The 20,529-nt window shown below is 71.0% G+C and carries 22 protein-coding genes; 8 read left to right on the forward strand and 14 right to left on the reverse strand.

Going from position 1 to position 20,529, the window contains the following annotated elements; translation table 11 throughout:
- Window positions 1-156 precede the first annotated feature (156 nt).
- Window positions 157-606: a Fur family transcriptional regulator gene (locus tag ASD23_RS14590; protein WP_056012049.1), complete on the reverse strand. Its 450-nt coding sequence runs from the start codon at window positions 604-606 to the stop codon at window positions 157-159.
- A 119-nt stretch (window positions 607-725) separates the two neighbouring features.
- Between ASD23_RS14590 and ASD23_RS14595 the strand changes: the two genes are divergently transcribed.
- From ASD23_RS14595 to ASD23_RS14605, 3 genes are all read left to right on the forward strand, one after another.
- Entirely contained in the window at window positions 726-2,321 is a 1,596-nt protein-coding gene (locus tag ASD23_RS14595) for an AMP-binding protein (protein ID WP_056012052.1), read from the forward strand.
- A gap of 27 nt (window positions 2,322-2,348) precedes the next feature.
- Window positions 2,349-2,873: a tetratricopeptide repeat protein gene (locus tag ASD23_RS14600; protein WP_056012054.1), complete on the forward strand. Its 525-nt coding sequence runs from the start codon at window positions 2,349-2,351 to the stop codon at window positions 2,871-2,873.
- Window positions 2,874-2,986: 113 nt separating this feature from the next.
- A complete protein-coding gene (locus ASD23_RS14605; protein WP_056013334.1) occupies window positions 2,987-3,631 on the forward strand; it encodes a DNA alkylation repair protein in 645 nt (214 codons plus the stop codon).
- A 39-nt stretch (window positions 3,632-3,670) separates the two neighbouring features.
- On the opposite strand, the gene ASD23_RS14610 is transcribed toward ASD23_RS14605, so the two are convergent.
- Both ASD23_RS14610 and ASD23_RS14615 read right to left on the reverse strand, forming a co-directional pair.
- A complete protein-coding gene (locus tag ASD23_RS14610; RefSeq protein WP_082571477.1) occupies window positions 3,671-3,988 on the reverse strand; it encodes a hypothetical protein in 318 nt (105 codons plus the stop codon).
- A gap of 102 nt (window positions 3,989-4,090) precedes the next feature.
- Window positions 4,091-4,624: an adenine phosphoribosyltransferase gene (locus tag ASD23_RS14615; protein WP_056012057.1), complete on the reverse strand. Its 534-nt coding sequence runs from the start codon at window positions 4,622-4,624 to the stop codon at window positions 4,091-4,093.
- 115 nt (window positions 4,625-4,739) lie between these two features.
- Here ASD23_RS14615 and ASD23_RS14620 point away from each other — a divergent pair, with 115 nt between their 5' ends.
- Entirely contained in the window at window positions 4,740-5,201 is a 462-nt protein-coding gene (locus ASD23_RS14620) for a DUF3817 domain-containing protein (RefSeq protein ID WP_235507752.1), read from the forward strand.
- A 28-nt stretch (window positions 5,202-5,229) separates the two neighbouring features.
- A complete protein-coding gene (locus ASD23_RS14625) occupies window positions 5,230-6,045 on the forward strand; it encodes a shikimate 5-dehydrogenase (RefSeq protein WP_056012063.1) in 816 nt (271 codons plus the stop codon).
- Window positions 6,046-6,052: 7 nt separating this feature from the next.
- Here ASD23_RS14625 and ASD23_RS14630 read toward each other — a convergent pair whose 3' ends face one another.
- A complete protein-coding gene (locus ASD23_RS14630; RefSeq protein ID WP_235507753.1) occupies window positions 6,053-7,267 on the reverse strand; it encodes an MFS transporter in 1,215 nt (404 codons plus the stop codon).
- A 264-nt stretch (window positions 7,268-7,531) separates the two neighbouring features.
- On the opposite strand from ASD23_RS14630, the gene purL reads away from it, so the two are divergent.
- From purL to ASD23_RS14645, 3 genes are all read left to right on the forward strand, one after another.
- The gene (gene purL, locus ASD23_RS14635; RefSeq protein WP_235507754.1) at window positions 7,532-9,865 is read left to right on the forward strand and encodes a phosphoribosylformylglycinamidine synthase subunit PurL; all 2,334 of its coding nucleotides are present in this window, start codon (window positions 7,532-7,534) and stop codon (window positions 9,863-9,865) included.
- Window positions 9,866-9,941: 76 nt separating this feature from the next.
- Window positions 9,942-10,436, forward strand: coding sequence for an NUDIX hydrolase (locus ASD23_RS14640; RefSeq protein WP_056012068.1), 495 nt, complete (start codon window positions 9,942-9,944; stop codon window positions 10,434-10,436).
- Window positions 10,437-10,438: 2 nt separating this feature from the next.
- The gene (locus tag ASD23_RS14645) at window positions 10,439-10,732 is read left to right on the forward strand and encodes a hypothetical protein (RefSeq protein WP_056012071.1); all 294 of its coding nucleotides are present in this window, start codon (window positions 10,439-10,441) and stop codon (window positions 10,730-10,732) included.
- Between the two features lie 73 nt (window positions 10,733-10,805).
- Here the strand turns inward: ASD23_RS14645 and erm are convergent, their stop codons facing one another.
- The 10 genes from erm to ASD23_RS14695 form a co-directional block, all read right to left on the reverse strand.
- Complete coding sequence (gene erm / locus ASD23_RS14650; RefSeq protein WP_056012074.1) at window positions 10,806-11,615, reverse strand: 23S ribosomal RNA methyltransferase Erm; 810 nt, start codon at window positions 11,613-11,615, stop codon at window positions 10,806-10,808.
- Between the two features lie 288 nt (window positions 11,616-11,903).
- Window positions 11,904-12,461 (reverse strand): hypothetical protein, encoded by a 558-nt coding sequence (locus ASD23_RS14655; RefSeq protein WP_056012076.1) that lies wholly within the window; start codon window positions 12,459-12,461, stop codon window positions 11,904-11,906.
- A complete protein-coding gene (locus ASD23_RS14660; RefSeq protein WP_056012080.1) occupies window positions 12,458-12,877 on the reverse strand; it encodes a hypothetical protein in 420 nt (139 codons plus the stop codon). The genes ASD23_RS14655 and ASD23_RS14660 overlap by 4 nt, the downstream gene beginning before the upstream one ends.
- Window positions 12,874-13,566, reverse strand: a complete 693-nt coding sequence (locus ASD23_RS14665) for an endonuclease/exonuclease/phosphatase family protein (RefSeq protein ID WP_056012083.1) — start codon at window positions 13,564-13,566, stop codon at window positions 12,874-12,876. Before ASD23_RS14665 ends, ASD23_RS14660 begins: the two co-directional genes overlap by 4 nt.
- Window positions 13,567-13,616: 50 nt before the next feature.
- Window positions 13,617-14,774, reverse strand: a complete 1,158-nt coding sequence (locus tag ASD23_RS14670; RefSeq protein WP_056013340.1) for an alcohol dehydrogenase catalytic domain-containing protein — start codon at window positions 14,772-14,774, stop codon at window positions 13,617-13,619.
- A gap of 10 nt (window positions 14,775-14,784) precedes the next feature.
- The gene (locus ASD23_RS14675) at window positions 14,785-15,636 is read right to left on the reverse strand and encodes a phosphonatase-like hydrolase (protein ID WP_056012086.1); all 852 of its coding nucleotides are present in this window, start codon (window positions 15,634-15,636) and stop codon (window positions 14,785-14,787) included.
- On the reverse strand, window positions 15,633-16,838 hold the full coding sequence (locus ASD23_RS14680; protein ID WP_082571478.1) for a TIGR03364 family FAD-dependent oxidoreductase: 1,206 nt from the start codon (window positions 16,836-16,838) through the stop codon (window positions 15,633-15,635). Before ASD23_RS14680 ends, ASD23_RS14675 begins: the two co-directional genes overlap by 4 nt.
- Window positions 16,835-18,592 carry a phosphonate ABC transporter, permease protein PhnE gene (gene phnE / locus ASD23_RS14685; protein ID WP_056012089.1) on the reverse strand — a complete coding sequence of 586 codons (1,758 nt, stop codon included), beginning with the start codon at window positions 18,590-18,592 and terminating at the stop codon, window positions 16,835-16,837. Before phnE ends, ASD23_RS14680 begins: the two co-directional genes overlap by 4 nt.
- Window positions 18,589-19,458 (reverse strand): phosphonate ABC transporter ATP-binding protein, encoded by an 870-nt coding sequence (phnC, locus tag ASD23_RS14690; RefSeq protein WP_056012091.1) that lies wholly within the window; start codon window positions 19,456-19,458, stop codon window positions 18,589-18,591. The genes phnE and phnC overlap by 4 nt, the downstream gene beginning before the upstream one ends.
- 56 nt (window positions 19,459-19,514) lie before the next feature.
- Window positions 19,515-20,441: a phosphate/phosphite/phosphonate ABC transporter substrate-binding protein gene (locus tag ASD23_RS14695; RefSeq protein ID WP_056012093.1), complete on the reverse strand. Its 927-nt coding sequence runs from the start codon at window positions 20,439-20,441 to the stop codon at window positions 19,515-19,517.
- Between the last annotated feature and the right edge of the window lie 88 nt (window positions 20,442-20,529).

Here is a 20,529-nt window from a genome sequence, read left to right on the forward strand (position 1 = left end):
CTTCTCTCTTCTTCTTCGTGTGTTTCTCTGGGGTCGCCGACCGGGGTCGACGGGGCGCAGGTAGGGAAGCGCCCGAGTCTCGGGGCGCGCCGGATCGACCCGGCGCGGGATGGATGGTGGATGCGGGTGCGAAGCGCCGGCGGTGCCGGCGTCGCCTCAGCTCGGCTCGCCGTTCGCGGCGCAGTCGGGGCAGAGCCCCCAGAAGGTGACCTCCGCGGTGGCGATGCGGAAGCCGTGCGACTCGCTCGGGGTGAGGCAGGCGGCCTCGCCGACCACGCAGCCGACGTCGAAGACCGTGCTGCACCCCGTGCAGACGAGGTGATGGTGGTTGTCGCCGACGCGGGTCTCGTACAGCGCCGGCGACCCGGCCGGCTCGATCTTGCGCAGCAGGCCGGCGTCGGCGAGCGCGCCGAGCACGCCGTAGACCGCCTGCCGCGACGTCGTCGGCAGCGTCGCGGCGACGCGCGTGAACACGTCGTCGGCATCGAGGTGCTCGCCCGGCCCGAACACGTCGAAGACCGCGAGACGTGACTCGGTGACCTTGAGCCCGGCGCCGCGAAGCAGGGCGGCGGCCTGCTCGCGTTCGTCGGTGGCGTTCGGGCTCATGTCTCGAACGTAGCAGTTGTCTTGATTTTGTCAAAACAACCGAGCAGTCATCAGCTCTTCCCCGACCACACGGATACGTGCATGATGGCTTCCACCCGCAGATCGAAGGAGATCGCAGCATGGCCAGGAGCACGTACCCAGACCTCACGGTTCCCGACACGTCGATCTACGAGTACCTCTTCGGGGATCTCACCGAGGCCGAGCTCGATCGGGTGGCGCTCGTCGACGGCACGAACGGCGCCGAGACGAGTTACCGGCAGCTCGTCGGCCAGATCGGGCTCCTCGCCGGGGCGCTCGCCGCCCGCGGCGTCGGCGTCGGCGACGTGGTCGCGCTGCTCTGCCCGAACGTGCCCGCGTTCGCCACCGTGTTCCACGGCATCCTGCGCTCGGGCGCGACGGCGACGACGGTCAACTCGCTCTACACGCCCGACGAGATCGGCAATCAGTTGACGGATGCCGGTGCCACCTGGTTCTTCACGGTGTCGCCGCTCCTCCCGGGGGCGAAGGCCGCGGCGGCACGCCTCGGCATCGCCGATGACCACCTCGTCGTGCTCGACGGGGCCGAGGGGCACCCGTCGCTCCGCGACCTGCTCGGCGAGGGTCACGCCGCGCCCGAGGTCTCGTTCGACCCGGCGACGCACCTCGCCGTGCTCCCCTACTCCTCGGGCACCACCGGACGGCCGAAGGGCGTCATGCTCACGCACGCGAACCTCGTCGCGAACGTCGAGCAGGCGCGCGGCTCCATCGGCCTCGTGCCCGACGACCGCGTGCTCGCGGTGCTGCCGTTCTTCCACATCTACGGCATGACGGCCCTCTTGAACTACGCCCTCAAGCTCAGGGCCGCACTCGTGACGATGCCGAGGTTCGACCTCGTCGAGTTCCTCCGCATCATCAGCGAGCACCGGGCGAGCTGGGTGTTCATCGCGCCGCCGATCGCGGTGGCGCTCGCGAAGCATCCGCTCGTCGACCAGTACGACCTCTCGAGCGTGCGGGTCGTCTTCTCGGGCGCTGCGCCGCTCGACGGCGCGCTCGCCGAACTCGTCGCCTCCCGCATCGGATGCACCGTCGCGCAGGGCTACGGCATGACCGAGACGAGTCCGGTCACGCACGTGATCCCCACCGACCGCGACGACCTCGACCGCTCCTCCATCGGGTTCCTCGTGCCGAACACCGAGGCCCGCCTCGTCGATGTCGAGACGGGCGTCGACGTCGAGGTGCCGGCCGACGGTACGGCGAGCGAGCCCGGCGAACTGCTGATCCGCGGTCCGCAGGTGATGCAGGGCTACCTCGGCAACGCCGAGGCGACCGCTGCGATTCTCGACGACGAGGGCTGGCTGCACACGGGCGACATCGCCACGGTGACCGCCGACGGCGTCTACCGCATCGTCGACCGCCTGAAGGAGCTCATCAAGTACAAGGGCTACCAGGTCGCGCCGGCCGTGCTCGAGGCCGTGCTGCTCGGCCACCCGTCGATCGCCGACGCCGCGGTCATCGGCGTGCTCGACGCCGACGGCCAGGAGGTGCCGAAGGCGTTCGTCGTGCTGCAGCCGGGCGCCGAGCTCGACGCCGATGCGGTCATGGCGCACGTCGCAGCCCACGTCGCCCCGCACGAGAAGGTGCGCGTCGTCGAGTTCATCGAGGTGATCCCGAAGTCGAGCGCCGGCAAGATCCTGCGCAAGGACCTGCGGGCGCGCGAGCAGGCGGCGACCGCCTGAGCGGTGGGCGACCGCGATGATGGAACGATGACCGCACGCCTCTCCCCCGAGCTCGAAGCGACACTGGGCGAGATCTTCGACCGCCGCGACCGCGCGAACATGCAGCCGACGATCGATGAGTTCCTCGCCGTGCTCGCGGCACACCCCGGCGACCCCTACGTGCTCTACGAGGTCGGCGGCTCGTACGACACCGCGGGCGAGGAGGAGACGGCGCTCGGCTACTACGAGCAGGCGATGGCCGCGGGCCTCGCGGGAGACCCGCTGCGCCGCTGCCTCCTGCAGTACGGCAGCACCCTGCGCATCCTCGGGCGGATGGACGACTCGCTCGCCGCGCTCGACCGGGCCCTCGCGGAGTACCCCGACTCGGAATCGGTGCGCCTGTTCCACGCCCTCGGCATGCACGCCGCCGGACGCAGCGACGCGGCCGTCGGCGAGCTGCTCGCCTTCGCGGCCGACACGGTGCGCACGCCCGACGTGCTGCGCTACGAGGCGGCGCTGCGCGGCAACGCCGGCTACCTGCTCGGGCTCGACGAGAGTCGCGCCGGGGCGTGACCCGGGAGCCACGCAACCGGCGGACGTAGGGTTGGACGCGGGCACGCACCACGAGCGGAGGAGAAGTCGTGACGACGAAGACAGCAGCGCCGGAAGCCACCGTCGGCGAGGTGATGGCCGACCTCGCCGCCCTCGAAGACCCGAAGGTGCGAGCGGTCAACGAACGCCACGGCGACGACCACGGCGTGAACCTGGCGAAGCTCCGGGCCGTTGCCAAGCGCGTCGGCACGCAGCCAGAGCTCGCCCGCGAGCTCTGGGCGACGGGCGACACCCCGGCGCGTCTCGTGGCGATCCTGATCAGCCGCCCGAAGCAGTACGACGCCGCCGAGCTCGACGCCATGCTCCGCGAGGCGCGCGTGCCCAAGGTGCACGACTGGCTCGTCAACTACATCGTCAAGAAGAACCCGCACGTCGAGGAGCTGCGCGTCGCCTGGTTCGACGACGCCGACCCGGTCGTCGCGAGCGCCGGATGGGCGCTGACCACCGCTCGGGTCGCGAAGTCACCCGAGGGCCTCGACCTGCCCGGCCTGCTCGACCTCATCGAGGCGCACATGAAACGGGCGCCCGATCGCCTGCAGTGGGCGATGAACGAGACCCTCGCGAACATCGGCATCCACCACCCCGAGTACCGCGCTCGCGCGCTCGAGATCGGCGAGCGGCTCGAGGTGCTGAAGGACTACCCGACCCCGCCGAACTGCACGTCGCCGTTCGCGCCGATCTGGATCAACGAGATCGTGCGGCGGCAGACCGCCGGTTGATCGGGCGTCGAGCGGAGCGCATCCGACGGCGCTCGCGGTTCAGCGCTCGGTGCGGCGCTCCGGCTCGGGCAGCACCCAGCGCTTCGGGCGGTCGTCGTCGGTCGGCTTCGAACGCCCGCCGAGGTAGAACATCACGAGGGATGCCGCGATGAGCGCGGTGCCGAGCGGTAGCACGAGCTGACGGACGACGTTCAGCACCAGCTGCACGATCGACAGGATCGTCTGCCCCACCTCGGGCTGGGTCTGCGGCGAGACGGTCCCGTACATGAGCTGCGGTACGAGCAGGATCATCAACGCACCGCCGACCGACAGCCCGATGCCCCACCACAGCGTTCGCTTCGGCATGCTGTCCCGCATCGGACCTCCTTGTTCGGTGGCACACGCTACCAAGGAATGTCCACGACGACCATGGCGGTTCCGCCGTGACGGATGCCGCGGCATCCGCTCGCTCGCCGCCGCTCAGTACTGCAGGAGCGAGAAGATCTCGTAGCGATCGCCGAGCGCCTCGCGGCCGCCGAGGCCCTCGAGTTCGAGCGCGACCGAGATGCCGGCGACCTCCCAGCCGGCGCGCTCGACGAGGCGCGCCGCGGCTCCGACGGTGCCGCCCGTGGCGAGCACGTCGTCGACGATGAGCACCCGGGTGCCGGGCGGGAGCTCGCCCTCGTGCACTTCGAGCGCGGCCGTGCCGTACTCGAGCGCGTAGTCCTCGCGCAGCACGGCACGAGGAAGCTTGCCGGCCTTGCGCACGGTGAGCACGCCGGCACCGCAGATCGCCGAGGCCGCACCCGCGATGAGGAAGCCGCGCGCCTCGACGCCACCGATCACGTCGAACCGGCCGGCGAACGGCTCGGTGAGCGAGGTGCCGAGCGCGTGCAGCGCCGGACCGCTCGCGAAGACCGGGGTGAGGTCGCGGAAGGTCACGCCGGGTTGGGGGAAATCGGGGATCGACGCGATGAGGCTCGAGACGAGCTCGCGTGCAGACTGCTCGGTCACCGGCCAAGGCTATCGCGGCCGGCTGGGCGATCCGACGGATCAATCGTTCGTTCGATGCGTCCGCCCAGCAGCGGCTGGGAGGATGGCATCATCCCCCGAACTCTGGAGATCCCCCGTGTCACCGAAACGCCTCTACCGCGCCCTCGCCTTCGCCGAGGCAGTCACGTGGACGATCCTGATCGTCGCGATGATCCTGAAGTACGCCGCGGGCGTCGAGTGGGCGGTGCTGGTCGGCGGTTCGATCCACGGATTCGTGTTCCTCTCCTACGCCCTCACCGCCGTCATCGTCGGCGTGAACCAGCGCTGGAACCTCGGCCGCATCGCCTTCGCCGTGCTCACCGCGATCGTGCCCTACGCGACCATCCCCTTCGACCTGTGGCTCGTGCGCAAGGGGCACCTCGAGGGTGACTGGCGCCGCGAGAAGACCGACCACCCGGCCGACGGGAACTGGGTCAACGGGCTGCTCCGCTGGTTCCTCGCGCGCCCCGTGCTGCTCGTCTCGCTCGCGGTCGTCGGCATCGTCGTCGTCTTCGCCGGCCTCCTCGTGATCGGTCCGCCCGGAGGCCGCGAGGCCTGATCCGTTCCGGAGAGCGCAGACTGGTGACATGCCCATCCTCAACAAGGACATGTCGGTCTGCATCTCGCTCGCGGGCCGGCCGTCGAACCTCGGCACCCGCTTCCACAACTTCCTCTACGACGAGCTCGGGCTGAACTTCGTCTACAAGGCGTTCACGACCGACGACCTCGAGGGCGCCATCCGCGGCATCCGCGCGCTCGGCATCCGCGGATGCTCCGTCTCGATGCCGTTCAAGGAAGCCGTCATCCCGCTCGTCGACGTCGTCGAGCCCTCGGCCGCGGCGATCGAGTCGGTCAACACGATCGTGAACGACGGCGGCGTGCTCACCGCGTCGAACACCGACTACGAGGCGATCGCCCAGCTCATCGCCGAGAACGGGCTCGACCCGGCGCGGTCGGTGCTCGTGCGCGGATCGGGCGGCATGGCGAAGGCCGTCGTCGCAGCGTTCCGCGGTGCCGGCTTCGACGACGTCACGGTGCTCGCGCGCAACGCGTCGCTCGGCCCGGCGCTCGCCGAACAGTACGGCTACGCCTGGACTGCCGCCGACCCCGAGCCCGGCGCCGACGTCATCGTGAACGTCACCCCGCTCGGCATGCAGGGGGCGGATGCCTCGGCGCTCTCATTCTCGGAGGAGCACGTCGCCGCGGCATCCGTCGTGTTCGACGTCGTCGCCTTCCCCGCCGAGACGCCGCTCGTCTCGGCCGGCCGTGCGGCGGGCAAGCTCGTGATCAGCGGCGCCGAGGTGCACGCGATGCAGGCCGCCGCGCAGTTCGAGCGCTACACGGGCGTGAAGCTCACGCGCGAACAGATCGCTCGCGCCGCCGCGTTCTCACGGGCGGAGTAGCCGCCCGTCAGTGGTGCACGCGGTTGACGAGCGCCGTCCAGACGAGGGCGGTCGTCGAGCAGATGAGCAGTCCGACGAACACCCACGGCAGGCCGCCGAGGCCGATCACGCCGAAGAGGATGGCGCCGAGAAGCGCGCCGCCGCCGATGCCGGAGTTGAACGCGGTCGTGTAGAAGGATGCCGCGGCGTCGCGGATGCGCGAGGACGCCGAGTGCAGCAGGCGCGTGTTGAGCATCGGCGGGAGGGCGCCGAACGCCGTGCCCCACAGCAGGAAGCAGGCGATGCCCACGCCCGGCACCTGCGGGAAGAGCGCGAGCCCCGTGACGCCGAGCGCCGTCGCGACGAGCGCGACCGCGAGGCCGACCGTCGGGCGACGTCCGAGCACCGTGCCGGCGAGCAGCAGGCCGACCGCGCCCGCGATGCCGTAGGCGAGCAGCATCGGGCTGATCGCGCTCGGCGCCATGCCCATGACGTCGGTGATGAACGGCGCGACGTACGTGTAGAACGTGTAGGCGCCGACCATCGTGACGGCCGTGATGAGGCAGACGACGAGCACCGGCACGAACGTGGCGTCGCTGCGCAGGCGGATGGGGGCGGCATCCGCTTCACCGGCGTGGTGACGCACGGGAGGCAGGAAGCGCCACACGAGCAGCGCGCCGAGCAGGGTCAGGGCACCGATGCCGGCGAACGCGAGGCGCCAGCCGAAGGCCTGGCCGAGCGCGGTGCCGAGCGGCACGCCGAGCACGAACGCGAGCGAACCGCCCGCGACGCTGATCGACACGGCGCGCGCCAGCTGCTCCTTGGGCACGAGGTGACCGGCGTAGGCGCCGACGACCGACCAGAAGAGGCCGTGGGCGGCACCGCCGAGGATGCGGGTCGCGAGCACCGTGCCGTAGTTCGGCGCGAGCGCGGTGAGCACGCAACTGACCGCGAGCACGGCGAGGCTGATGACGATGAGCGTGCGGCGCGGCACCTTCTTCGTGAGGCTCGCGAGCGGCACGGTGAGCACGACGACGGTCGCCGCGAAGACGGTCACGAGCAGGCCGATGAGCGGCTCGCCGACCTCGAGCTCACGGCTCATGTCGGGCAGCAGGCCGGTCGGGATCATCTCGATCGTGACCGAGAGGAAGACCGCGGCGGCGAGCACGATGAGGCCCAGCCACGGGAAGGGCGGCATCACGGCCGGGGTGGAGGAGGTGGAGTAGTACGGAGTTGACGGCAAATTCGGGAACCTGAACGAAGGGCGTTCCCGCGGGCGCGGGGCGGGGCTCCGCGAGCGCAACGGCGGGTCGACTGCGCGCTTTGTGCGCGCCCAGGGCCGCCGGGAATGCGACGACCACTCAGCATTCTACCGGTTGGGGCGCGCGAGGGCGCTGAGCACCACGCGGACCGCGGGCGTGCTCACGTGAGCGGGCCGGTAGACTCGTCGGGTCAGGCATTCGCCCCGCGGCATCCGCCCGCCGCCGTTCTCTGGAGCTCGCCACTCGTGACCACCGAATCCCCCGAAACCATCGCTGCTCCGACGACTCCGGTGCTCGACACCGTCGAGGTCGCGGCCACCACTCCCGAGAAGGAGCAGCCGTACGCCGCCCTGGGCTTGAAGCCCGACGAGTACGAGCGCATCCGCAACATCCTCGGCCGACGCCCCACGAGCGCCGAGCTCGCGATGTACTCCGTCATGTGGAGCGAGCACTGCTCGTACAAGTCGTCGAAGATCTACCTTCGCCAGTTCGGCAAGAAGGTCACGCCCGAGATGAAGAAGAACCTCATGGTGGGCATGGGCGAGAACGCGGGCGTCATCGACGTCGGCGAGGGCTGGGCTGTCACGTTCAAGATCGAGAGCCACAACCACCCGAGCTACATCGAGCCGTTCCAGGGCGCCGCGACCGGCGTCGGCGGCATCGTGCGCGACATCATCTCGATGGGCGCACGCCCGGTCGCCGTCATGGACGCGCTGCGCTTCGGCGCCATCGACCACCCCGACACCGCGCGCGTCGTGCACGGCGTGGTCTCGGGCATCAGCTTCTACGGCAACTGCCTCGGCCTGCCGAACATCGGCGGCGAGACCTGGTTCGACCCGGTGTACCAGGCGAACCCGCTCGTGAACGCCCTCGCGGTCGGCGTCATGCGCCACGAAGACCTGCACCTCGCCAACGCCAAGGGCGCCGGCAACAAGGTCGTGCTCTTCGGCGCTCGCACGGGCGGCGACGGCATCGGCGGCGCGTCGATCCTCGCGTCCGACAGCTTCGACGAGGGCGGCCCGACCAAGCGCCCCGCGGTGCAGGTCGGCGACCCCTTCGCCGAGAAGGTGCTCATCGAGTGCTGCCTCGAGCTCTTCGCGGGCGACCTCGTCGAGGGCATCCAAGACCTCGGCGCGGCCGGCATCTCGTGCGCGACCTCCGAGCTCGCGTCCAACGGCGACGGCGGCATGGCGATCGTGCTCGACGACGTGCTGCTGCGCGACCCGACGCTCACGCCCGAAGAGATCCTGATGAGCGAGAGCCAGGAGCGCATGATGGCGATCGTGCGCCCCGAGAAGCTCGACGGCTTCCTCGAGGTCGTCAAGAAGTGGGACGTCGAGACGAGCGTGCTCGGCGAGGTCACCGACACGGGCCGCCTGAGCATCATGTGGCACGGCCAGGAGATCGTGAACGTCGACCCGCGCACCGTCGCCGTCGACGGCCCGGTCTACGAGCGCCCCGTCGCCTACCCCACCTGGATCGACGCCCTGCAGGCCGACACGGCCGCGAAGCTCGACCGCCCGGCGACGCCCGAGGAGATCCGCGCGCAGTTCCTGCAGCTCGTCGGCTCGGCGAACCAGGCGGATGCCGCGTGGGTCACGAACCAGTACGACAAGTACGTGCTCGGCAACACGGCGCTCAGCTACCCCGACGACGCGGGCATGGTGCGCGTCGACGAGGAGTCGGGCCTCGGCGTCTCGGTCGCGACCGACGCCAACGGCCGCTACTCGCAGCTCGACCCCCGTCAGGGCGCGAAGCTCGCGCTCGCCGAGGCGTACCGCAACGTCGCCGTCTCGGGCGCGGTGCCCGCCGCCGTCTCCGACTGCCTGAACTTCGGCTCCCCCGAGAACCCCGAGGTCATGTGGCAGTTCTCCGAGACCGTCGAAGGCCTCAGCGACGGATGCCTCGAGCTCGGCATCCCCGTGACGGGCGGCAACGTCTCGTTCTACAACCAGACCGGTGACGTGCCGATCCACCCGACGCCCGTGATCGCCGTGCTCGGCGTGATCGACGACGTCGCCCGCCGCATCCCGTCGGGCTGGCAGGACGACGGACACAACATCTACCTCCTCGGCGACACCGCGCTCGAGCTCGACGGCTCCGCGTGGGCCGGCGTCGTGCACGGCCACCTCGGCGGTCGCCCGCCGGCGGTCGACCTCGCCGGTGAGAAGCGCCTCGCCGAGCTGCTGAACGCGGCGGCGATCGAGGGCCTCATCGACTCGGCGCACGACCTCTCCGACGGCGGTCTCGCGATCGCCCTCGCCGAGGCGGTCGGTCGGTTCGGCCTCGGCGCCCGCGTCGTGCTCGACGAGGTAGCCGGCGACGCCGGCATCGACCTCGCGACCGCGCTCTTCTCAGAGTCGACGGGCCGCGTCATCGTGACGGTGCCACGCGAAGACGACGTGAAGTTCCGCGGCCTCTGCGATGGGCGCGACTACCCGGTGCGTCGCATCGGCGTGACCGACGCGACATCCGGAGCCCTCGAGGTGCAGGGACTCTTCACCGTCTCGATCGACGAGCTGCGCGGCATCAACCGCGCGCCGCTCGCCGACGCGTTCGGCCCCATCGTCGGCTACTGACCCCGTTGCCGGTCGAGTAGCTGGTCGAGTAGCGAAGCCCCACCGCCGGTCGAGTAGCGAAGCGTATCGAGACCCCGTGACCCAGTCCGAGTCGTACACCGAGGCGTACGCGGCATCCCATGGTCGTTTCGCGGTCATCCCTGCCGCCTACGTCGTGCTCCGGAGAGGCGACGAGGTGCTGCTGCAGCTGCGCCGCGGCACGGGCTACTTCGACGAGCACTGGGCGTGCGGTGCCGCCGGCCACGTCGAGCAGGGCGAGTCGCTGCTGGCTGCCGCCGCGCGCGAGACTCGCGAGGAGCTCGGGGTCGAGCTCGACGGGTCGGCCCTCACGGTGCTGACCGTCATGCACCGCACGGGTGGCGCACCGCACCGGGCGATCGAGGAGCGCATCGACGTGTTCTTCAGCGCGACGGCATGGCACGGTGAGCCGAGACTCATGGAGGACAAGGCCGTCGAGCTCCGCTGGTTCCCGCTCGACGCGCTGCCCGAACCCGTGGTGCCGCACGAGCTGGCGATTCTCGAGGCGCTGCGCGACGGCGCCCTCTCCCCCATCACGCCGTACGGGTTCTGAGCATGGCTCCCGATTCGTGGTCGCTCGCCCTCATCTGGGTGCCGGTTGCGCTGCTCGCGATCGCGATCGTGGTCGGCTTCGTCGTGCGCTGGTTCCGCGCGCCGCGCGGCACCCGCTCGCGCCTGCGGCATGCGCTCGGGCCACTCATGAGCGCCGGCGAGAAGTACCAGGAGCTGCACACCGGGCAGCGGGGACTGCAGGACTCGATCATCGAGTCGATCCAGGAGCAGGAGACGCAGGGCTCCGAACGCGGTAGCGGGGACGATGATGGGAAGCACGGCCGGCGAGTTCCATGATCGGTCGGCGCGAGCGCGCTCGTCGGCTCCATCGTGTGGTTCGCCGCCGGCCCGCACCCGTTCGGCATCCGCATCAGCCGCGACCTCCGGTAGCTCCGCGCACCCCGGCCCAGAGCGCCGCCCACTGCTCCCCGGTGAGCCGACTCGGCAACACGTCGGCAGCGACACCCGCCGAGCTCAGTAGCCCGCGAACCCGCTCGGCGGGCACCGGCCGCGAGGTGCGACGGAGGATCTGGGCGAGTCCGCGCCCCTTCCCCCGGTAGACCTCGGCGACGAACGCCTGATACGCGGCGCGGTCGGTGGCCGGCACGAGCGGGTCGCGGCGCCGCTCGATCGTGAAGACACCGCCGTCGACCGACGGCGCCGGCTTGAACGCCCGCGCCGGCACGCGCTCGTGCAACCGGAATGTGAACCACGGGTCCCACTGGGCCGTGAGCAGGCTCGAACCGCCCACCCCGCACCGGCGCCGCGCGACCTCCCACTGGGTGAGCAGGATCGCGTCGGTCCAGTGCCCGCGGGCGAGGAGCGATCGCATGATGGCCGTCGTGAGATGGAACGGCACGTTGCCGACGACGACGTGGGACGCCGCGGGATACCGCCACGCGAGCGCATCGGCCTCGACGATCGTCACGTCGGCGTCGTGCTCGAACTCACGACGGAGCGAATCGGCCCGGCGCCCGTCGATCTCGAGCGCGGTGAGCGGCCGACCGAGCGCCGCGAGTTCGCGGGTGATCGCGCCGCTGCCGGCGCCGACTTCGACGATCGGGCCGCGAGTGGCGGCCGCCAGGGCGACGAACCCGTCGACGACGCGGCGATCGACCAGGAAGTTCTGGCCGAGTTCGTGACGACCGCCGACGACCGGCGGACGGTCGAACGCAGACACCGGCGCGGGCGCTCGACGAGCGCGGGCGGACTGGCCCGAACGGGAAGCAGAAGACGAGAAGGGAACTGAAGAAGGGTTGTGCGTACGCAATGAGAACTCCGCTGGCGAGGATCGTCAGCCGGGCGCGCCGAAGGAGCACCGCGGCCAGGGTCGTCATGGCCGAGGCGGAGGGACGCGTGTGATGGTTCGGTCGCTCCGCCTCAGGCGGTGCGGGGCCGAATGATCAGCGCGGAGAAATTGCAGGACACGATCGTCGACCCTAGCAAACGGGAACGCGACGTCAACAGCTCAGGCGCCCGACGGCGGATTCACGAGCAGCTCCACACGGTCGGCGAGGTAGCGATCGAGCGGCGTCAGCGCGTCGGGTTGGGCCGGGTTCCAGCGCACGAACAGCGCGTCGTCGACCACCACGAGCGGTCCGGATGCCGCGGCGTGCACGAGCTCGTCGGGGTCGACGGGTACGGCACCGAAGTTCACGGTCTCGCCCTCGGCGAAGCCGCCCTTCACGGCGGCCGCGGCGAAGGCACGCTGCTCGGCGATCGACGCGGCGGGAGTGCTCCGCCGCACGGGGCGTTCGGCACGAACGACCCGGCCGGTCGCGAAGAGCCGTCCGTCCGGGTCGACGAGCAGCACGCCGAGGCGCCAGACCCGGCCGAGCGGCGTCATCCGGGCCGCACGCGGAATACCGAGGGTGCGTCGCTCGGGCACGTACTCGGCGAGCGCCTCGTCGCGAGCAGCGTGCCCGCCGAGTTCACGGGCGGCGGCGGCGCCCGCGGCGTCGAGCGCCCGCAGCACGCCCGAAGACCCGGTCGGCCGGGCCGCGGGCGGCTCCGAGGCATCCGTCATCGCGAACGCCCGATGAGCTCCAGCAGCGCGAGGCCGTACGCCTCGGCGACATCGGGGTGCTCGAAGCGGCGGGTCTCGCCGCCGAGCTCGATCTCGACCTCGAACGCGTCGTCGAGGCGTCGGAGCGCCCGGAAGGTCGCCCGCAGCAACTCCCGCAGCTGGTCTTCGCGCGGCAGCCAGACGGCGTCTCCGACCGACACCGAGTCGAGCGCCCACTCGGTCGTGCCGTTGAAGCCGAGCACCGTGTCGGTCGAGAACGCCTGCGGCTCGATCGTCATCTCGCTGACGGTGAACACCTCGGCCTCGACCTCGGATTCGACGGTGTCGGGCAGGTCGAGAGCGAAGCGGTCGCCCGACTCGGGGGTCCACACGAGTCCGGCGTCCCGCAGCGCGAGGGCGAGCTCGCGACCGATCACGGGGCGCTCGCCGGCACCGCGACGCTGTAGTCGGCGTCGACGAGGATCGGCATGTGGTCGGATGACCCGCGCGCGAGCGTCTCGACGCCCGCGATGTCGAGACCGACCGAGGTCGCGAGATCGAAGTGACCGCGGAAGAACTTGTACCGCGTGTACGTGCGCTTGTCGCTGAGCGTCAGGTCGTAGCCCGAGTCGCGCACCTTCTCGCCGAGGTTCTCCTTGAAGATCGGGTAGTTGTAGTCGCCGACCATGAGGGTGGGCAGGCCGGGGCCGAGGAACTGGAGCTCACCGAGCGCCGACTTGATCTGGTGGCGTCGCAGCGAGTTCAGCGCGGTCAACGGTGCCGCGTGGAACGAGGCGACGATCAGCTCGCGCTGCGCCTCGTTGTCGAAGAGCCGCACACCGATGAGGCGCTCGTGCGCGGGCCGCAGCAGCCGGTCGTGCAACGACTTCTTCAGGGCGAAGGCCTGGATGCGCACCGCCCGGAACCGCTCGGCGTCGTAGTAGAGCGCGAGGCCGAGACGGTTGCGCTGGGTCGCGTCGGCGAGCTGCAGATCGTGGATCTGCTGCGGCAGGTCTTGCGTGTCGCACTCCTGAAGGCAGAGGATGTCGGGCGAGTAGCGCTCGACGAGGCCGACGAGTTCGCCACTCGCCCGGTGCTTGCGGAGGTTGTAGCTGATCACGCGCATGGTTCGATCAGCCTACGTCCCCCGGCTCCCGTCGGCCCCAGAATCTCGGATCAGATCAGACGGCGACCGGGCGCCACGCCGACGCGCACGTGCAGTCCCGTCGCGGCCTCCTCGAGCGCGAGGTCGAGTTCGGCGAGCGGATGCGTCGCCCCCACGAGCTCCTCGAAGGGCAGGTGCTGCCACGACCGGTCGAGGAACGCGACCGCGCGCTCGAGCTGCACCGCCGTGTAGTTGTGCACACCGGTCACGGTGGCGAGGCGCCGCACGATCGTCTCGGGGTCGAGGCTCACCTCCGATCCGGGCGACACGCTGCCGACGAGCACGGCGACGCCGCCGACCCCGATGACGTCGAGCACGGTGCGCACCGCTGCCGCGGTTCCCGAGGCCTCGATCGCCACGAGCACCTCGGTGAGGCCGCGCTCCGCGAAGCGGGCGAGCACGGCGTCGAGGCGTTCGGGCGCGGCGCCGCGGGCGAGCGGGTCGACCGTGACGGCGCCGAGCCGCCGGGCGAACGCGCGCCGCGAGGCATCCGGGTCCGCGACGATGACCTCGGCGCCCGCCTCGACGGCCATTGCCGCGACCGACAGCCCGATCATGCCCGCCCCCGTCACGAGCAGGAGGGCTCCGTCGAGTTCGACCCGCGCCGCAGCGGCGTCGAGGGCGGCGACCGCGGTGGCCGTCGCGCAGGAGGCGGGCGCGGCGATGGCTGCAGGCAGCGTCTCGCTCACACGCACCGTCGCGGTACCGGCGCGCAACTGCACGTGGGTGGCGAATCCGCCCGACAGCTCCCAGCCGCGGTGCACGCGCTCGTGTCCGTACTTGGCGAGCGTGCGGCACTTCTGGGCGAGCCCCCTGCGGCACCGGTCGCAGTCGCCGCAACTGACCGTGACCGACCAGACGACGCGATCGCCGAGTTCGAGCAGCGTGCCGTCGGCCCGCACGGCGCCGTCGCCCAGGGCGACGACGCGGCCGACCTGCTCGTGCCCGAGCACGAGCGGCGCCGGTGCGGAGCGGTGACCGCTCACGGTGTGCACATCGGAGCCGCAGATCGTGGCGAGCTCGACCTCGACGAGTGCCTCCCCCGGCGCGAGCCGGACTCCGGGCGCCGCGAGCGCCTCGTGCGGCCGACCCGGTTCGTACCAGACCATGGCGATGGGCGAGGGCTTGACGATGATGTCGAGCTCTCCGACCCGCTCGACGGTGTGCATGGTCACGCCGCTACTCGCCGCGGAGGCCGAGCAGCGCGGGCAGCTCGGTGATGCTGTCGATGACGGCGTCGGCGCCGGCGGCCTCGAGCGCCTCCCGGTCGTGGGCCCCGCTCAGCACGCCGACGACGAAACCGGCACCGGCGTTGACACCAGACAAGACATCGCTCGCGGTGTCGCCCACGACGACCATCGCGTCGACCGCGCTCGCGCCCGTGCGCAGCAGCGCAGTGAGCGGCATGTCGGGATGCGGACGGCCGCGGCCGGCATCGGCCGGCGACAGCACGGCGTCGGCGAGATCGTGCCAGCCGAGCGCGTCGATGATCGCGTCGCGGGTCACGGGCGAGAAACCGGTCGTGAGCACGACGGATGCCCCGGCGGCGCGCAGCTCCCTGATCACGTCCGCCGCGCCCGCGATCTCGGCGACGCCCTCGCTCGCGACGAGCTCCGCGTACGCGCCCTCGAACGCCGAGTTGCCCCGCTGGGCGGCGTCTTCGTCGCCGTCGGCGAGCACGCGGAAGACGTCGATCTTCGACTGGCCCATCGTGTCGCGCACGTACTGGAGGGCGGCCTCGAAGGCCTCGCCGGTCGCGATGCCGCTGCGCTCCGCGGCGAGTGCGAACGCCCGCTCGACGACGCCGTCGTCGGCGACGGTCGTGCCGGCCATGTCGAGCACGATCAGCTCGATGTCGCCCGACTCGTCGTCGTCGTCGAGGTCGTCGTCGTCGAGCTCCTCGAGCTGCTCGTCGAGCTGCTCCGCAGCAAGCGCACGAGCTCCGGGAGCACCCGTCTCGGAGAGTTCGGCCAGCTCGTCGCGCTCGGCGAGTTCGTCGTCGGAGAGGACGGTGGAGGGGTTCGCGGTCATGATGCGCCTTTCTGCAGGGTGGTCGTGGGTGCCGAGCCGAAGCCCGACAGGTCGGCGGCAGCGTCGCCGGCGGCGGGCTGGTCGCCGGCGGGCTCGTCCGAGAAGCCGGCGACGACGTGCTCGGCGAGCCCGAGGCCCGTCGTCATGCCGATGCCGGTCGTGGCGGCGACGAGGTGCACGCCGGGTTCGACCTCCTCGATGAGGAAGTCGTCGGGCCCGCTCGCGTAGACGCCCTGCCACCGCTCGACGACGCGCAGCGCCTCGATGCCGAAGAGCGAACGCGTCTCCTCGAGCATCGCCTCGAAGGCGAACTCGGGCTGGAACGGCGGCACGGTGATGCCACGGGCATGCGTGTCGCCGACGACGAGCGTGCCGTCCGGCAGCCGCGTGTACATCTGGTTCAGGTCGAGCGCGGCGAGGTCGGGCCGCTCGGCGTGCAGCCGCTCGCGCAGGGTCGCGGCGGCCGGGGTGGCCGCGAAGGCGCCGTAGCGCACGAGCGACCAGCCGGTGAGGAGCGGTGCGGCCAGCGGCATCCGCAGCTCTGCCGTGACGCGCAGCATGTCGAGCGCGCAGCGCACGATGCCGTGCCGCTCGGCGACCTCGGGGTAGAGCAGGTCGATGTCGTGGTTCACCGCGACGATCACGCGGTCGGCGTCGATCGGGCCGCGGCTGGTCTCGACGCGGCCCGGACGCACGGCGCCGACCGCCGTGCGGCGGCGGAACTCGACGCCCTCGCGCTCGAGGTGCGCAGCGATCGCGGCGACGGCCTGACGGGGATTCGCCTGCAGGTCGCGCGGGAGGAACGCGCCGCCGACGGCCGTGCCCCGGGCGAGCGGCATCCGCTCTTCGGCCTCGGCCGCCGTGAGCAGTTCGACCTCGCCACCGCGCGTCTCGGCGAGGTCGCGGAGCACCGCGAGCTCGTCGCCGCGGCGGGCGGCCACGAGGGTGCCCGATTCGCGCAGCCACACGCCGGCATCCGGGGCGAGCCCGAGCCAGAGTTCGCGGGAGGTGAGTGCGAACTCGCGGGCGAGTCCGGCCTGCGGGGTGAAGCACAGGTGCCCGAAATTGCGAACGGATGCCCCGGCGGGCTCGCTGCCCCGTTCGATCACGACGACCCGGAGCCCCCGGCGATGTGCGGCGAGCGCGGCACCGAGTCCGACGATGCCCGAGCCGACGACGGCGACGTCGAATGCCGCGCTCACTTGAACACCCGCCGCATCCACATCGCGATGCCCTCGACGATCAGCACCGTGACGAGGATCATCAGCACGATCGCGGTCACGACCGCGTAGTTCGAGCCCTGCCCGGCGTTCAGCAGGTAGTAGCCGATGCCGCCGCCGCCGACGATGCCGAGGATCGTCGCCGCGCGGATGTTCGTGTCGAGCAGGTAGAAGCTGTGGCCGATGAGCGCCCGCGTGCCCTGGGGCAGCGTCGCCGAGGCGTAGACCTGACCGCGGCTCGCACCGGTGGCGCGCAGTGCACGCTCGGGCCCGGGCTTCACCTCCTCGAAGGAGTCGGCGATGAGCTTGCCGAGCAGGCCGATGCCGCCGAACGCGAGGGCCAGCGTGCCCGCCTGGCTGCCGAGGCCCGTGATCACGATGAGCACGATCGCGAGGATCACCTCGGGGATGCCGCGGATCACGACGAGCAGCAGTCGCATCGATGTACGCACGGTGCCGTTCGGGGCGACGTTGCGAGCGGCGACCGAGCCGACGAACACCGAGACGACGAACGCGAGGAGGGTGGCGGCGAGGGCGATGCCGATCGTCTGCGCCATCGCGCCGAACATCGTCGCAGCGTCGTAGTTGCCGAAGCTCGGCGGCCAGAACTGCACGGCGATCTCGGGCACCTTGGCCCAGAAGGTGATGAGGTCGCCCCACTGGATGTTGCAGACGAGCACGCTGCCGACGACGACCGCGAACGCGAGCCAGCCCCAGACGGTGTTGCGGATGCGCACGGCGTCCCACGGGCGGCGGAGCGCCGCGTCGAGGTCGTGCGACACCGCCGGTCGAGCGACCGGCGTGGTCTCGACACCGCGCTTCGCGCCGGCTCGACCGGCGAGGCGCACGACCCGGTCACCCAGGCCGCGCCCGGTCGGCGCGCCGCCGAGCATGGCCTGGCGCACGACGCTCGAGACGATCTCCATGACGACGCAGAGCGCGAACATCACGAGCGCGATGCCGAGGCCCTCCGAGTAGTTCAGCGACTTGAAGGCGAACGACATCTCCATCCCGAGGCCGACGACGCCGACGTAGCCGAGCACGACGGATCCGCGCAGGTTGATGTCGTTGCGGTGCAGCACGGTCGCGACCCACGACGGCAGCACCTGCGGCAGGATGCCGCTCGTGAATTCCTGCAGCTTCGAGCCGCCGGCGGCGCGGATGGCGCGGCGCGGGCCCTCGTCGATCTGCTCGATGGCGTCGGCGAAGAGCTTCGCGATCATGCCGATCGAGTGGATGCCGATCGCGAGGATGCCGGGCAGCGACCCGAGCGAGAACATGAGCACGAAGACCATCGCGAGCACGACGTCGGGGATCGCACGGGTCAGCACCGTGACGAAGCGACCGAACGCCTGCCAGCCCCGGCCCGGCGTCGTGTTCGACGCGGCGAGGTAGGCGATCGGCACGGAGATCACCGCGGCGAGGAGCGTGCCGCAGAGCACGAGGCCGATCGTGAGGGCGGTCAGGTAGACGAGCTCGCCCGGCTCGGGGAAGGTGATGGTGCCGACGCGGGCGAAGAACCGCTCGGCGTTGCCCCAGCTCTCGATCATGCTCGGGATCGAGATGCCCGAGTCGGCGAGGGCGATGACGGATGCCACGACGATCGCACCGAGCGCGAGGATCGCGGCGATGCGCTCCGGCGAGACGCGGCGGCGGGGCGCGCGATCGGCGATCGACGGCGAGGGTGCGGGCGGCGGGGCCGACGGAGCCGGCGGCGTCGCGGTGATGAGGCTCATGAGCGCAGCGCGCCGTCGGCGAGGTGGGTCTCGGCGGCGGCGTCTGCCGCGGCATCCGACAGCTCGACCTCGATCGCCTCGAGTTCGGTGGTCGACGTCGCGACCCGGCCGTAGATCTCCATGACCTCGGCCTTGGAGAGCCCCTCGGCGGGGGTGTCGAGCACGACCTCGCCATGGCGGAGGCCGACGATGCGGTCGCCCCACGAGAGCGCGAGGTCGACCTGGTGCAGGCTGCAGACGACGGTGAGGCCCTCGTCCATCGCGATCTCGCGGATGAGCGACATGACCTGCTCGCTCGACTCCGGGTCGAGCGAGGCGACGGGCTCGTCGGCGAGGAGGATTTCGGGGTCCTGCATGAGGGCGCGTGCGATGGCGACGCGCTGCTGCTGGCCGCCCGAGAGGGTGTCGGCGCGCTGGTAGGCCCGGTCGAGGAGGCCGACCCGGTCGAGGTGGCCGAGGGCCGTGAGCTTCAGCCGCTTGGGGTAGCTCCAGAGTCCGATGCGCGGTCCGCGCAGCTCGGAGAGCGCGCCGGTCAGCACGTTCTCGAGCACCGTCAGCGAGGGCACGAGGTCGAACTGCTGGAAGACGAAGCCCATGCGGCTGCGCAGGGCCCGGAGGCGCCGCCCCGTGAGGCGCGGCACCTCCTGGCCGAGCACGCGCACGGAACCGGAGGTCGGGGTCTCGAGCCCGTCGAGGTGCCGCAGCAGCGTCGACTTGCCCGAGCCCGAGAGCCCGAGGAGCACCACGATCTCCCCCCGCGCGACCGTGAGCGACGCCCCCTGCAGCGCCACGGTGCGGCCGAACTCCTTCGTGAGTCCGGAGACGTCGATGACGACTGAATCCTCGTTGCCGACTTGGGTGCTCATGCGGTGCTCCGTGTTCCCTGTTCCGTGCTTCTTCGACCGTGGTCAGTGCCGAGGCGTCAGCCCTGGCACTGCTCCGCGTTCGTCTTCTCGCAGATGTCGCGGATGGTGTCGTAGTACTCGTCGTCGACCGGCGACGTTGCGAAGAACACGCTGCGGAAGCCGTCGCTGTCGGCGCTGTCGATGCCGGCGGCGATGATCTCGTCGATCGTGACCTCGCTGAGGATGTCGGTGAGCTGCGTCTGCAGCTCTTCGGGCAGCGTGTTCGACATGACGATCGGGGCGCCGGGGACCATGGTCTCCGAGATGACCTCGACCTTGTCGCTCTTCTCGACCTCGCTGTCCTCGGCGAAGCCGGCCTCGCACTCGACGCCCTCACCGGTCTTGGTGACCGAGACGTCGTGCTTGCCCGCGAACACCGGCGTGACGTCGGTCTCGGGGTCGATGCCCTCGTTCAGCAGGTTGTAGCTCGGGAACAGGTAGCCCGAGGTCGACGACGGGTCGACGAAGCAGACCTTCTTGCCCTTGAAGCCGGCGAGGTCGGTGATGTCGCTGCCCTTGGGCACGATCGCCTGCGAGAAGTAGCCGGGCTCCTGGCCCTCCTCGGTGATGATCGAGGAGATCGGGGTGAGGGCGGCGCCGTTGTTGGTGGCGGTCACGTAGGTGAAGCCCGAGAACGAGGCGACGTCGATCTTGCCGGCGACGGCGGCCTCGATGAGCGCGGCGTAGTCGGTGGACTCGTGGTACTCGACCGTCTTGCCGGTCTCCTCCGCGATGTAGTCCATGAGGGGCTGGTAGTTCGTCTCGGTGTCGACCGAGTCGGGAACGACGCCGAAGACGAGCGTGTTCTCGTCGACGGCGAAGGTGCCGGCCGAGGCATCCGCGGCCGTGTCGTCAGCCGTGGAGGGCGACGAACATGCAGCGAGGCCGACGGTGAGCAGGGCCGCTGCGGCGATCGCGGGCCAAGCCTTGGTGTTGAGCTTCATCGGAAACCTTTCATGACCGCTGCGCCCGGTGCAGGCGCATGCTGTGTGTGTTCCGTTGCCCCAACGTAGGCAGCCGCCGCCAACGAGC

The organism is Agromyces sp. Root1464 (assembly GCF_001427265.1).
GTDB classification, from domain to species: Bacteria; Actinomycetota; Actinomycetes; order Actinomycetales; family Microbacteriaceae; genus Agromyces; species Agromyces fucosus.